Below are 12,829 nucleotides of genomic sequence, written 5' to 3'. Positions count from 1 at the left end.
TACTTAATACTTAACGTTATCGTGATACTGACCGATGATAGAAACGATATTGTCCATTGTCTCTTTTGACGGTGGGTTGATACCATCCAGTGGGTAATCGTGACCTAATGCTTCCCACTTATGCGCACCTAGCTTATGGTAAGGAAGTAACTCGACTTTCTCAATGTTGTCCATATCTTTAATGAACTCACCGAGCATGTGCGCCGCTTCTTCATCGTCGGTGTAACCTGGAACGACAACGTATCGAATCCAAGTCTTTTGACCAATTTTGTGTAAGTATCGAGCGAAGTCGAGCGTACGTCTATTTGAGACACCAATAAAGTCGTGGTGAACTTCATCCTTCATATGTTTAAGGTCGAGCATGACAAGGTCTGTCGCCTCGAGCACTTCATCTACAACTTCAGTGTGCTTACGAATATAGCCATTGGTATCTAAGCAGGTGTGAATGCCTTCTGCTTTTGCCGCACGGAAGAAATCACGCACAAACTCAGGTTGCAACATTGCTTCGCCACCGGAACATGTGACACCACCACCGGAAGCATTCATAAAGTGACGATAAGACTTTGCTTCACTAATGATTTCTTCAACAGTGACTTCCTTGCCATCGTGAGTATCCCAAGTATCGCGATTGTGGCAATACATACAACGCATTAAGCAGCCCTGCATAAAGACAATAAAACGAATTCCAGGACCGTCAACGGTTCCACAAGACTCAAAGGAGTGGATACGACCAGTTGTAGACATGGTGTGCTCTCAAGTAAGGGATTTGTACGTTATTTTATTACAAAACCCTTTGTATAAATAGGTCTTTAGGGCGAATCCTCAAGATGAAAACTGTAACAGCAAAAAAACATCGATCATGGTTAGAAATATGTTATAAAATTGTTATTAATAACAAAAATGTAAATACTTACTTGGGTATATTGCCTTTTGCTGGAATCACCATTGGTGATTGAGGGAAATTTCATGGATGCGCTAATCATGTCTCAGCGACAAAAGATCACTTTGTTCTTAGTCGTGTTGTCAGTTGGTTTTTTAACGCTCGGCATTTTCACGTCGAATCGGTTATCTGGAATGGAAGAGCAGTACCACAGCAGTGGTGAAGTAGCCGATGGTTCGATGTCTATCTATCGAACGCAAAGTGAGTTGCTATTTTTAGCCTCAGAATTGGATTCACTCACAGCTTCCCAAGTTCAAGAAGTGAAAACCAAAGTGGATGAGCTTAAGGCCATGACGGAGCAAGATGCGCTTTTTCTACGTGAATTAGGACTTGCAACACAAGCCAGCGAATTAACAGAAAGTGCCAATGAATTTGCTACTGCAATTGTGCCTTGGCTAGAACTCAAAGCAGAGCTTGGTTTTAATGTTGACGAAGGTAACCTTGGACAACTTAAACAACTCGCTGCAACCATTGAGCAAAAAATTGAAGAAACCGGCATGGTTACGCTCAACTCCGATTTTCAAGCCATGATCAAAGCGCAGCAAAACTACTTACTTCAACCGAATGAAAAAAACTTAAAATTGTTCAATCGAGCCATGGCGGGCTTCGTCAATATGTCGAATACCTATGCGATGTTGGACTTGTATGAGAAAGAAATCGACGCATTCAAAAGTACCTTCATGCGAGTGAGTGAGCTCTCTCAGCAACTAGGTAGCAAGGATCAGCAGCTGTTTGCCAGTGAGGAGCATTTCACTAGTGTCATCAACGCGGTGACAGCAGAGCTCGCCGATATAAGTCATCGTTACCAAGCGAATGCGAGCAAAAGTGCAACTCAAACACAGTGGTCGGTGCTGGTGGCATGTGCAGTACTGGCTGTGTTCACTATCGCAATTTTTATAACGATCAGTATGACACTTACCCGTTCTGTCAACTTGACCAACAAGGTATTGGGGGCGGTTGCGAAAGGGGATTTGTCTCAGAGAATGGTAATCAGTAAGAATCATAAAGATGAATTCAATCAATTAGCCACCACGATTAATGAAAGTTGTGAAAACTTAGGAGAATTGGTTCATGGTGTGCAACAAAGCAGTGATGCGTTGTCAGAAAACGCAGCTGAGCTCAACGTTGGCATCGACAGGTTGGTCCACAATCAGTCAGAAGTACTAGGACAAACTCAACTTTTGGCTTCAGCAACTGAAGAAGTCAGCGTAACAACTCAAGAAGTATCAAACTCGTTAGAATTCGTGGCAGACATCAGTAAGTCTTCGACACAAGCGGCTGAAGAGGGGGCAGCCGTCATTACTGCTGCTATTGGATCTCTAGAAGATGTGGGTAAGATCCTAAGTTCAGCGGCAGGCCACACTCAGCAACTGGAAGAAGCCTCTTCGAAAGTCGACTCTGTCATGGAAATCATCAACGGAATCGCCGAGCAGACTAACTTGTTGGCACTGAATGCGGCTATTGAGGCCGCTAGGGCAGGCGAGCAAGGTCGAGGATTTGCGGTGGTAGCCGACGAAGTTAGAAGCTTAGCAGTCCGTACGGTAGATGCCGTGACTGAGATATCAGACACCATCGACACTATGAAAAAAGAGAGTGCGGAAGTGATTCAGTATATTGGCCAATCCGAATCATCGATACGAGTTGGGCAGGAAAAAGGCCATGAGGCTATGCAGGCGTTGACTCAAATCACTGAAAAAGCCGATGAAGCGGCGCACCAAACGGAAGTCATATTCGCTTCAATTAGAGAGCTAGCGACCACTAGTCAGTCTATGGCGGACAACATGACGCAAATTTCCGGTGCGATGAAAGAGCTGGAAGACAACAACGAACAGTTAAGAGCAACCAGCCAACTTGTGGACAAACGTTCAAGCAGCCTGAATTCAGACTGCCAACGTTTTACTATTTAGGACTTGTTAGAAGAACGCCCAGAAAGAGAAGGCACCAGTACCGTAAATGGATTCAGTGGCTTCTTTGTAATCGGGCGTTTTCACTGTTGCTGCTAAGCTCACGCCTACGTATTCATTATACCAAGCGACACCAGCAACGGCACTAGCTTGAACATTCTCAAGAGTCACATCATAGATACTTGGATCTTGTCCATTCTCTAGCGCCCACTCTTCAACCCCAGAGCGATCGCCTTCAATGGTTATATCGTTGAAACGATAGCGACCTTCAATACCGGTAAAGACGAACCAAGCGGAATTGGACGCACCAATCATGCCTGCACGAAATGGGTTTTCTGTGCTGATGTTCGCAGCCCCCATGTTGCCTGCTAGGTCGGTACCCCAGCGAAACATTAAGCCTGTAGAGACATCACTTCGGAAGTTACCGACATTCGCTTCCGATACATTGGAGATTTCCCAATCTGTATTGGCAATGGAGCGATTACGCATTAGGTTAAAGTGGCTCAAATAGCCCACACTTCCCACTACTTCATCATCAATTTGAAATTCCCAACCGTTCGGGTCGTCTGATCCGGTAATACTGTGAACCAACTTTTGTGCTTGGTCTGCGTAGGAGTTTTCGCCCGTTGCACCCAGTGTTAAGTTGAAGCGTTGAGCTTGTTGGGGGTGTAGGCTGATGTAGTTCAGTTCACCATGGAAGTAACCTGCGTATGGGCGGTCGTTCGCGCGCGGAGTGGTATCTTCGATATCTGAAGGAGTCCACATTTTATGACCGAGCGTAAATTCCCATTTATCCAGTGAACCTGCGCCCCAAAATGAAAGGCTGAGAGGCTTAAATATGAGCCAAGGTTCGTTAATGGCACTGGATGTATAAGAGAGGAATATTCCGTTGGTGTAATCCTGATCGACACCGAATACGCCATCATTGTCTAAGCCAAAAGTAACGGTAGAACGTTCAGAGGCTACAGCGCTAGTCGATAGCAGGAGCAAAGGTAATAGGTGAGTGAACTTCATGTGTGTACTACAAATCTTGAATGAACCCTCATGTTACCGCAACTTGTAACCATCTGTGAGCAAAGAATGCAGAAACAAGTACAAATGTGCACGAGCTCGCCAATTTACCGCATCGAGTTCATAACTAATAATTATGTTTTTGAATAATAAAAAAGCCCAGCTCAATAGAGCAGGGCTTTTACTGTTAACAAGCGTTTATTAACGGATGTTTTACAGAGTTTCAGTAAACGTACGTGCGATTACGTCTTTTTGCTGCTCAACAGTTAGAGAGTTGAAGCGAACAGCGTAACCGGATACACGGATTGTTAGCTGAGGGTAGTTCTCTGGGTGCTTAACTGCGTCTTCTAGAGTCTCACGGTTAAGAACGTTCACATTTAGGTGCTGACCACCTTCAATGCCTTGCTCGTGGTGGAAATAACCATCCATTAGGCCAGCAAGGTTCGAACGCTGTGAATCTTCTTCTTTACCTAGTGCGTTTGGAACGATAGAGAATGTGTATGAGATACCATCTTTAGCGTCAGCAAACGGTAGTTTACCTACAGAAGTAAGAGAAGCTACAGCACCTTTTTCATCGCGACCGTGCATTGGGTTTGCACCTGGAGCGAATGGAGCACCTGCTTTACGACCGTCTGGTGTAGTACCAGTCTTCTTACCGTATACCACGTTTGAAGTGATAGTCAGGATAGACTGTGTAGGTACTGCATCACGGTAAGTCTTAAGCTTACGGATCTTGTTCATGAAGATAGTCACAAGTTCACAAGCCATGTCATCAACACGCGCGTCGTTGTTACCAAATTTCGGGTAGTCGCCAGAGATGTCGAAGTCGATTGCGATGCCGTCTTCGTCACGGATTGGCTTAACTGTGCCGTACTTAATTGCAGATAGAGAGTCAGCTGCAACTGATAGACCAGCGATACCACAAGCCATTGTACGGCGAACGTCACGGTCGTGTAGAGCCATAAGCGCTGCTTCGTAGCTGTACTTGTCGTGAGAGTAGTGGATTGCGTTTAGCGCAGTCACGTATTGCTTAGCTAGCCAATCCATGAAGTTGTCTAGACCAGCCCAAACTTTGTCGAAGTCTAGAACTTCGTCAGTCATTGCTTCAGTCTTAGGACCAACTTGGATCTTAAGCTTCTCATCTACACCGCCGTTGATAACGTATAGAAGAGTTTTAGCTAAGTTTGCACGAGCGCCGAAGAACTGCATGTGCTTACCGATAACCATTGGCGATACACAACAAGCGATAGCGTAGTCATCGTTGTCGAAATCTGGACGCATTAGGTCATCGTTCTCGTACTGGATAGAAGAAGTATCGATAGATACCTTCGCACAGAACTTCTTGAAGCCGTCAGGTAGCTGCTCAGACCAAAGTACAGTGATGTTTGGCTCTGGAGAAGGACCCATAGTGTATAGCGTGTTTAGGAAACGGAAGTTTGTACGTGTTACTAGCGTACGACCGTCAACACCCATACCACCCATAGATTCTGTTGCCCAGATCGGGTCGCCAGAGAATAGCTCATCGTACTCAGGAGTACGTAGGAAGCGAACCATACGTAGCTTCATTACGAAGTGGTCGATCATTTCCTGAGCTTGTTCTTCAGTGATGATGCCAGCTGCGATGTCACGCTCAACGTATACGTCAAGGAAAGTCGAAGTACGACCTAGAGACATAGCCGCGCCGTTTTGAGATTTAACAGCTGCTAGGTAACCGAAGTAAGTCCACTGGATAGCTTCTTGAGCTGTAGTCGCAGGACCAGAAATGTCGAAGCCGTAAGACGCAGCCATTTCTTTCATTTGACCTAGAGCACGGTGTTGCTCTTGAAGCTCTTCACGCAGCTGCATAGTCATTTGTAGATCGTCGCCAGCTTCTAGTTTCTCTTGAGTAGAGTGGAACTGAGCAACTTTGTCCTTCATTAGGAAGTCTACACCGTACAGTGCAACACGACGGTAGTCACCGATGATACGACCACGGCCGTATGCATCTGGAAGACCAGTCAGAACACCAGACTTACGACATTTTAGGATATCAGGAGAGTACACATCGAAAACGCCTTGGTTGTGCGTTTTGCGGTACTCAGAGTAGATTTTAGAAACTTGTGGGTCTAGCGTACGACCGTAAGCTTTACAAGAACCTTCGATCATACGTACACCGCCGTTAGGCATGATTGCACGTTTTAGAGGTGCTTCAGTCTGAAGACCAACGATAGTTTCAAGGTCTTTGTTGATGTAACCAGCATCATGAGAAGTGATGGTAGAGATAACAGAAGTATCGAAATCAACAGGTGCGTGAGTCGCGTTTTCCTGCTTGATGCCTTCCATTACTTTAGCCCAAAGTACGTTTGTTGCTTCAGTACCTTCAGAAACTAGGAAAGACTCGTCGCCTTCATACGGTGTGTAGTTCTTTTGAATGAAATCACGAACGTTTACTTCGTTCTGCCAATCACCTTCAGCAAAACCTTCCCAAGCTTTAGCAAATTGCTCTGCCATGACATACCTACCTTTTTAGTAGAAAAAACACGTACTGTTTACTGTTGAGCCAGCAATCCCAGAGAGGGAACCAGTACACTCTTTATTAATAACAATATGTATAGTTTCAAAATTCAACGTTAATACTATAGATATTGTTACTCGTTTCGAGAAAGAGACTCGCTAACTTGAAATTAAGAGTAAACTAAAAAAAATCCGTAAACCTTAAACTAAATCAATAAAAGATAAAAAAAGTTGATAAAAGTAGGGTAGCGACTTGCGCTACCCACACATTTTTTGAATCGATGGTGCTTATAGCCAAGCTTTTAAGCCATATTGGCTTTCTAGCATACCTACAGCAAGCATAGCAACGAGACAGATAACAAATACACCAACAGGGATAATGATCTTGTCTGCAAACGATAGACGAGTGGCACGTTCTTTATCGCCAATTAGGCCGTTGTTGTCTAAGAACATGGTCAGAGCCCATGCTAATACAGGGTTAGCAACTACAGAAGCGAAGATACAAATACCTGCAGCTTGCGAGTCCTTGGTGTCTTTTACCATTTGCATACCAGCTTCAAGTAGTGGTAGGAAAACACCTACTAACAGAGCAACACGCATCACTGGTGGCCATACCGCAACGTCCATAGGGAAACCAAGGATAGCAACAATAATACATAGTGAACCTAGTAAAATTGCACCTGCTGGGATAGGACGTTTCGCGATTGCAGCTGGGATCATGTAAGTACCCCAAGAAGATGTGATGTTACCACCACCAACCGCCGTACCGACCATTTGACGTACCGAACACATAGTCATAGTGTCATCAACGTCCATCAGCACTTTTTCAGTTTTACGTGGGTAGTTCAGTTCTTGGAAGATACGGTGACCAAGGAAATCTGGTGACCACATAGCTACCGCTAGAATCGCAAAAGGTAAAGAAGCGATGAAGTGCTCAAGATTTGGAAGACCAAGCATCCAACCTTGTTCTGTGCTGCCCCACCAATAAACAGGGTTTAGGTTAGGTAGACCCATTTCAGTTTCAAACGTTAGGTCGAAGCCGGCGCCAAGTACAAGTGCGACGATAAGGCCGGTAATAGCACATACAGGGATGGCTAACCAACGCATGTTGATTTTGGCTAGGAAAGCGTAAATGGCGATGGTGATACCAAGTACGATGAGGCCAACATAGCCCATGCTACCTGCAGCGACATCTGCAGACTGTAGACCCGTTGCCCAAGATTGAATTGAACCAATCTGGCTCATGGTACCCGTAAAGCCAAGGAAGATAAGCAAGCCGCCGGCTGTACCTTCTGAGGTGAGGTTCACCAGTTTGGAACCGCCCTTAAAGTAGCTTAATAGTAAACCAAACACGCCAAGTAAAATTGCAAGAGCAAGAGGGTGAGCGCCAGCTAACGCGATGGAACCGATCAGCGGAATCATCGGGCCATGGTTACCGGCCAGGTTGGCGCGAGGGTTAAAAAAGCCTGAAGCAAGAATACAGAAAAGTAGGGCAGGGATAAGCATCTCTACACGAGCAACTTCAATCGCAAACTCTTTACCAAGGTTCACGTGGTCCCAAGCGGCGGTTAGGCCATCTGCCCAAGACATCATTACTGCAGAGTACATCGCGATAATGCCGATGGTACCTGCGAGTGCAGGAACTAAATCTTCAAGTTCAAATCGGAAGTCGCGACCAGGAAGGTTTAATCCAAAGCGGCGCGGTTTCATAATTTGCAGTTCATGATCTAAGTAATCTGAACGGCTCGCAAATTCTGATGCTGGACGATGAAGCTCTTTATAGCTCTTGTTCTCAATATCCGAATCAGAGTGCGGTTGTTTCACTGCGTCTGACATAGATTCCTCATATTCAAAAGTAAGTCATTCTTTCAATTTCAAGTCCGCTTCCTGCGGCAAAGTCCTTAGCCTGCCTATGTAGCACGGTAATTGAGTGCTTAAGAATAGACGACTAAAAAGACAATGGTAGCCTTCTAAGGGCTTTTATCTTTGAGGCGAGTGTAACGTGCTTACCCTTTAGGGTGATTGATCTTGATCACTTTATGAAAGAATGTGAAAGAAAACTACACAAGCAGCCTAAATAGTCCATCGTTCTGATTTTTAAAGTGAAATATTATTACATAACTCGAAGTAAACAATATGCATATGCTATGTCAGGAGTGATTTTAGGCGGAAATCTAAAGATTGAGATAGATCTTGTTTTTATAAATTTGTTAATAAATATAACTCAATGGAATTGATGGTTGCTGTTTGGTTTATGCGAGCATAGAAGCATAAATGCCTATTTTATGAATTATTAGTCATATTTTGTAACTATGCATCCATAGTTTATAGGTTAATAATTTGTTGCATCTGTTCGGGAGGAGTGCTAGTTTGTAGCGAAATATGGGTGGAACCCAAGCAGTTAGACACGACAGGGAGTAAAAGCGCATGAAAGATGTACCAGCGCTGGATATAAAAGAACTGCACAAAACCTTTGGCCAGAATGAAGTACTAAAAGGTATTTCTTTAGAAGCACACAAAGGCGACGTAATTTCTATTATTGGCTCTTCCGGTTCAGGAAAGAGTACCTTTCTTAGATGTATCAATCTATTAGAGACACCGACCGCAGGTGAAATCTGGGTAAACGGTGAGCTCATCGAAATGAAGAATAACCGTCAAGGCGAAGCCGTACCTGTTAATGAAAAACAAGTACAAAGAATTCGCTCTCGCTTGGCGATGGTATTCCAAGGCTTTAACCTTTGGTCACATATGACTGTGCTTGAGAATGTTATCGAAGCTCCAGTTCACGTATTAGGTGTGCCAAAAGCTCAAGCTATCGAAAATGCAGAAATGTTGCTAAAGAAGGTAGGGCTTTACGAGCGTAAAGATTATTACCCAGGCCACCTTTCAGGCGGGCAGCAGCAACGTGCAGCAATCGCACGCGCTCTCGCGGTAGACCCAGAAGTTATGCTATTTGACGAGCCGACCTCTGCACTTGACCCTGAACTAGTGGGTGAAGTTCTTGGTGTAATGCGTGATCTGGCTGATGAAGGCAGAACCATGTTAGTGGTAACTCATGAAATGGCGTTTGCTCGTGATGTTTCCAATCACGTGATGTTCTTGCATCAGGGGCTAGTAGAAGAACAGGGAGATCCTGCTAAGCTATTTACGCAGCCTGAGTCTGAAAGACTTCAGCAATTTATATCTTCGATTTACTAAATTGGCTAGCCAAGTTAGTCATTCTAAAAACACAACATTAACTAACAAAAAACGATTATACCAATCACAGGAGTATGGAAATGAAAAAGTGGTTATTAGTAGCAGCACTTGCTGCAACTACTGCAACTGGTGTCGCTCAAGCGAAAGAATGGAAAACAGTTCGCTTCGGTATCGAAGGTGCTTACCCTCCGTTTAGCTGGACAGAATCAGATGGTTCTCTGAAAGGTTTCGACGTGGATATGGCTAACGCTCTGTGTAAAGAGATGGAAGTTCAATGTAAGATCGTTCCTCAAGATTGGGATGGTATCATTCCTTCTCTACTTGCTCGTAAATACGATGCAATCATCGCAGCGATGTCTATCACCGAAGAGCGTAAGAAGAAAGTTGATTTCACTGGTAAGTACGCACTTATCCCTAACAAATTCATCGCGAAGAAAGGCGCAGGCCTGAACTTTGACAACCTAGATGGTCAAAAAATCGCGGTACAGCGTGCAACAACGCATGATAAATACCTAACTGACAACTACGGTGACAAAGTAGACATCGTACGTTACGGCTCTTTCGATGAAGCTTACCTTGACCTAGCAAACGGTCGCGTAGCGGCAGTTCTAGGTGATGCATCTGCACTTGAAGAAGGCGTGCTAAATAAAGCGGGCGGCGAAGCGTATGAGTTCGTTGGTCCTTCTCTGACTGATCCGAAGTGGTTCGGTGAAGGCTTTGGTATTGCGGTACGTAAGCAAGATAAAGATCTTACTAAGAAGCTAGACGCTGCAATCCTATCTCTACGTGAGAAAGGTATTTATCAAGAGATTGCTGCTAAATACTTCAACTACGACGTTTACGGTCAATAACAACTAGATTTTTCTAGGTTTAGGAGAGGCTGGTGCCTCTCCTGATTTAACTCTATTTACCAACACTTAAGCAGTTCTGTTGGGATAAAAATATGCTGGATTTACAAGGATACGAAGCCTCTATTCTTAAAGGGGCCGTGCTGACTATTGAAGTTGCGATTCTGTCGTTAATACTTGCAATGGTATTAGGCATGCTAGGAGCACTGGCAAAACTTGCGCCATATCGCTGGGCGCGTGCTATCGCTACTCTTTACACCACCATCATTCGTGGCATCCCCGATTTGGTTCTGATGATGCTAATTTTCTTTGGTGGCCAAATTCTTCTCAATAACAGTTTGTACTCAATTAACGAATGGTTAAATGAGTGGTTCGCTTCGAGCGATCCAAACCATGAGTGGACTTCTTACCTGCCGGATTACATTGACGTTAGTCCGTTTATCGCGGGTATCTTAACCATTGGTTTTATATTCGGCGCTTACATGGCGGAAACGTTCCGCGGTGCAATTATGGCGGTCGACAAAGGCGAAATGGAAGCGGCAAAGGCGTACGGAATGAGTTCGGTACTGGCTTTTCGCCGCATCCTGTTGCCGCAAATGATTCGCCATGCGTTGCCAGGCTTTGGCAATAACTGGCTGGTACTTTTGAAAACGACAGCACTGGTTTCCATTATCGGCCTTGAAGACATGGTTCGTGTGAGCTCCCTAGCTGCGGGCTCAACGAAAATGCCATTCACTTTCTACATGGCTGTTGCGCTTATTTTCCTTTTCTTCACCAGTGTATCGACCGGCTTCTTAAAGCTCGTTGAGCGCAAGTTCAGTATTCACGCGAGGTAAGAAATGGATTTTTCATTAGTAATTGAAAGCTTCCCGGTCTACTTAGACGGTTTATGGACGACGGTTTGGTTAGTCGGGCTAGCACTGATTCTTGGTCTAATCGTAGCGATTCCTTTGGCCGTCGCTCGTAATAGCCACAACTACTTTGTGAGTGGGCCATCTTGGGCCTTTATCTACTTTTTCCGCGGCACACCATTGCTGGTTCAGCTTTATCTTATTTACTACGGAATGGACCAGTTCTTTCCGGTTAAAGATACGTTGTGGGAGAACGCTTGGTTCTGTGCACTCGTCGCGTTTGTTTTGAACACGTCAGCGTATACAGCGGAAATTATCCGCGGCGCGATTAACGGTTTACCAAAGGGTGAAGTAGAAGCGGCGAAAGCTTATGGTATGAGTCCGTGGAAGACATACCGTAGGATCATTCTGCCAAGTGCACTGCGTCGTGCATTGCCTGCTTACAGTAACGAAGTGATCTTCATGCTGCATGGTAGTGCAGTTGCCGGTATCGTGACTATTATGGACTTAACGGGGGCCGCTCGCCTGGTGAACTCTCGTTACTATGCGCCGTTTGAATCATTCTTAACTGCAGGCCTATTCTACATGGCTCTAACGTTCATCATTCTGTGGTGTTTCAAACACGCGGAAAAACGTTTCCTAGCGTATCTAAGACCACTTAGCTAGTTCATTTTGATGAATACAAAAAGGCTCCCAATTTGGAAGCCTTTTTTCGTTTGGGTTTAAAACTCGAGTTTTATTATTCGAATGTCGACCAGATTGGCGCGTGGTCGGATGGTTTTTCAATGCCACGCAACTCATAATCGATACCCGCTTCAGTACACTTTGCCGCAAGTGATGGCGTCGCCAGCACAACATCAATACGAAGGCCACGGTTGTCGTCGAACCCGCGTGAGCGGTAATCAAACCATGAGTACTGCTCAGTAGTGTCTGGATGCAGCTTACGGAATGTATCTTCAAATCCCCAATCAAGCAGTGTTTTCAGCCATTCACGTTCTTCCGGTTGGAATGAACACTTACCCGTTTTCAACCAGCGCTTACGGTTTGGTTCGCCAATGCCGATATCTGAATCGAGCGGACTGATGTTAATGTCGCCCATGACAATAAGTTGCTCATCGTTACTGTGATGATCGGTTAGATAAGTCATCAGATCTTTATAAAACTGGCGCTTGTATGGGAACTTAGTCTCGTGAGAAATATTGTCTCCTTGAGGGAAGTAGCCATTTAATACCGTTACTTTTTCGCCGTTTTCATTTTCGAAAGTTGCCATGATCATGCGCTTTTGATGATCGTCGTTGTCGGTAGGGAAGCCTTTCTGGACGTGAACTGGCTCTTGCTTACACAACATTGCTACACCGTAGTGCGCTTTTTGACCATGAAAGTAGACTTTGTAGCCCATGGCTTCAACGTCTTCAATTGGGAATGCTTCGTCATGAACTTTGATTTCTTGAAGGCCTATGACATCCGGTTGATGTTTGTCGATCAATGCTTGTAGCTGGTGGAGGCGAGCTCTAAGTCCATTGATATTAAAGCTAATGACTTTCATTGAGTGTCCTTGTTTTTGTATTTGACTGAGATAGTAAC

The 12,829-nt window shown here is 44.8% G+C and carries 10 protein-coding genes; 5 read left to right on the top strand and 5 right to left on the bottom strand.

Going from position 1 to position 12,829, the window contains the following annotated elements; all coding sequences use genetic code 11:
• Positions 1-3: 3 nt before the first annotated feature.
• A complete protein-coding gene (pflA, locus tag J4N42_RS09085; RefSeq protein ID WP_252027562.1) occupies positions 4-744 on the bottom strand; it encodes a pyruvate formate lyase 1-activating protein in 741 nt (246 codons plus the stop codon).
• Positions 745-966: 222 nt separating this feature from the next.
• Between pflA and J4N42_RS09080 the strand changes: the two genes are divergently transcribed.
• Entirely contained in the window at positions 967-2,847 is a 1,881-nt protein-coding gene (locus tag J4N42_RS09080; protein WP_252027561.1) for a methyl-accepting chemotaxis protein, read from the top strand.
• Between the two features lie 6 nt (positions 2,848-2,853).
• On the opposite strand, the gene J4N42_RS09075 is transcribed toward J4N42_RS09080, so the two are convergent.
• The 3 genes from J4N42_RS09075 to J4N42_RS09065 form a co-directional block, all read right to left on the bottom strand.
• Positions 2,854-3,858 carry a lipid A deacylase LpxR family protein gene (locus tag J4N42_RS09075; RefSeq protein ID WP_252027560.1) on the bottom strand — a complete coding sequence of 335 codons (1,005 nt, stop codon included), beginning with the start codon at positions 3,856-3,858 and terminating at the stop codon, positions 2,854-2,856.
• A gap of 210 nt (positions 3,859-4,068) precedes the next feature.
• On the bottom strand, positions 4,069-6,345 hold the full coding sequence (gene pflB / locus J4N42_RS09070) for a formate C-acetyltransferase (protein ID WP_252027559.1): 2,277 nt from the start codon (positions 6,343-6,345) through the stop codon (positions 4,069-4,071).
• Between the two features lie 291 nt (positions 6,346-6,636).
• Positions 6,637-8,184: a DUF3360 family protein gene (locus J4N42_RS09065; protein ID WP_252027558.1), complete on the bottom strand. Its 1,548-nt coding sequence runs from the start codon at positions 8,182-8,184 to the stop codon at positions 6,637-6,639.
• Between the two features lie 591 nt (positions 8,185-8,775).
• On the opposite strand from J4N42_RS09065, the gene J4N42_RS09060 reads away from it, so the two are divergent.
• The 4 genes from J4N42_RS09060 to J4N42_RS09045 all read left to right on the top strand — a co-directional run bounded on the left by J4N42_RS09060 (position 8,776) and on the right by J4N42_RS09045 (position 11,911).
• On the top strand, positions 8,776-9,546 hold the full coding sequence (locus tag J4N42_RS09060; RefSeq protein ID WP_252027557.1) for an ABC transporter ATP-binding protein: 771 nt from the start codon (positions 8,776-8,778) through the stop codon (positions 9,544-9,546).
• An 80-nt stretch (positions 9,547-9,626) separates the two neighbouring features.
• Complete coding sequence (gene aotJ, locus J4N42_RS09055) at positions 9,627-10,397, top strand: L-arginine-binding protein AotJ (protein WP_252027556.1); 771 nt, start codon at positions 9,627-9,629, stop codon at positions 10,395-10,397.
• Between the two features lie 92 nt (positions 10,398-10,489).
• The gene (locus J4N42_RS09050; RefSeq protein ID WP_252027555.1) at positions 10,490-11,230 is read left to right on the top strand and encodes an ABC transporter permease; all 741 of its coding nucleotides are present in this window, start codon (positions 10,490-10,492) and stop codon (positions 11,228-11,230) included.
• A gap of 3 nt (positions 11,231-11,233) precedes the next feature.
• Positions 11,234-11,911 (top strand): ABC transporter permease, encoded by a 678-nt coding sequence (locus J4N42_RS09045; protein WP_252027554.1) that lies wholly within the window; start codon positions 11,234-11,236, stop codon positions 11,909-11,911.
• Between the two features lie 73 nt (positions 11,912-11,984).
• Here the strand turns inward: J4N42_RS09045 and xthA are convergent, their stop codons facing one another.
• Entirely contained in the window at positions 11,985-12,791 is an 807-nt protein-coding gene (xthA, locus tag J4N42_RS09040; protein WP_252027553.1) for an exodeoxyribonuclease III, read from the bottom strand.
• Between the last annotated feature and the right edge of the window lie 38 nt (positions 12,792-12,829).

Origin of the sequence: Vibrio sp. SCSIO 43135, from assembly GCF_023716665.1 — a bacterium.
GTDB classification, from domain to species: domain Bacteria; phylum Pseudomonadota; class Gammaproteobacteria; order Enterobacterales; family Vibrionaceae; genus Vibrio; species Vibrio paucivorans.
The sequence above is the reverse complement of the archived record's forward strand: the minus strand, read 5'-3'. Positions and strand labels throughout refer to the sequence as shown.

Coding starts and splice junctions, on each gene's coding strand:
- xthA (WP_252027553.1), bottom strand. CDS start 12,791: ATGAAAGTCATTAGCTTTAATATCAATGGACTTAGAGCTCGCCTCCAC.
- J4N42_RS09080 (WP_252027561.1), top strand. CDS start 967: ATGGATGCGCTAATCATGTCTCAGCGACAAAAGATCACTTTGTTCTTA.
- J4N42_RS09045 (WP_252027554.1), top strand. CDS start 11,234: ATGGATTTTTCATTAGTAATTGAAAGCTTCCCGGTCTACTTAGACGGT.
- pflA (WP_252027562.1), bottom strand. CDS start 744: ATGTCTACAACTGGTCGTATCCACTCCTTTGAGTCTTGTGGAACCGTT.
- J4N42_RS09075 (WP_252027560.1), bottom strand. CDS start 3,858: ATGAAGTTCACTCACCTATTACCTTTGCTCCTGCTATCGACTAGCGCT.
- J4N42_RS09065 (WP_252027558.1), bottom strand. CDS start 8,184: ATGTCAGACGCAGTGAAACAACCGCACTCTGATTCGGATATTGAGAAC.
- pflB (WP_252027559.1), bottom strand. CDS start 6,345: ATGGCAGAGCAATTTGCTAAAGCTTGGGAAGGTTTTGCTGAAGGTGAT.
- aotJ (WP_252027556.1), top strand. CDS start 9,627: ATGAAAAAGTGGTTATTAGTAGCAGCACTTGCTGCAACTACTGCAACT.
- J4N42_RS09050 (WP_252027555.1), top strand. CDS start 10,490: ATGCTGGATTTACAAGGATACGAAGCCTCTATTCTTAAAGGGGCCGTG.
- J4N42_RS09060 (WP_252027557.1), top strand. CDS start 8,776: ATGAAAGATGTACCAGCGCTGGATATAAAAGAACTGCACAAAACCTTT.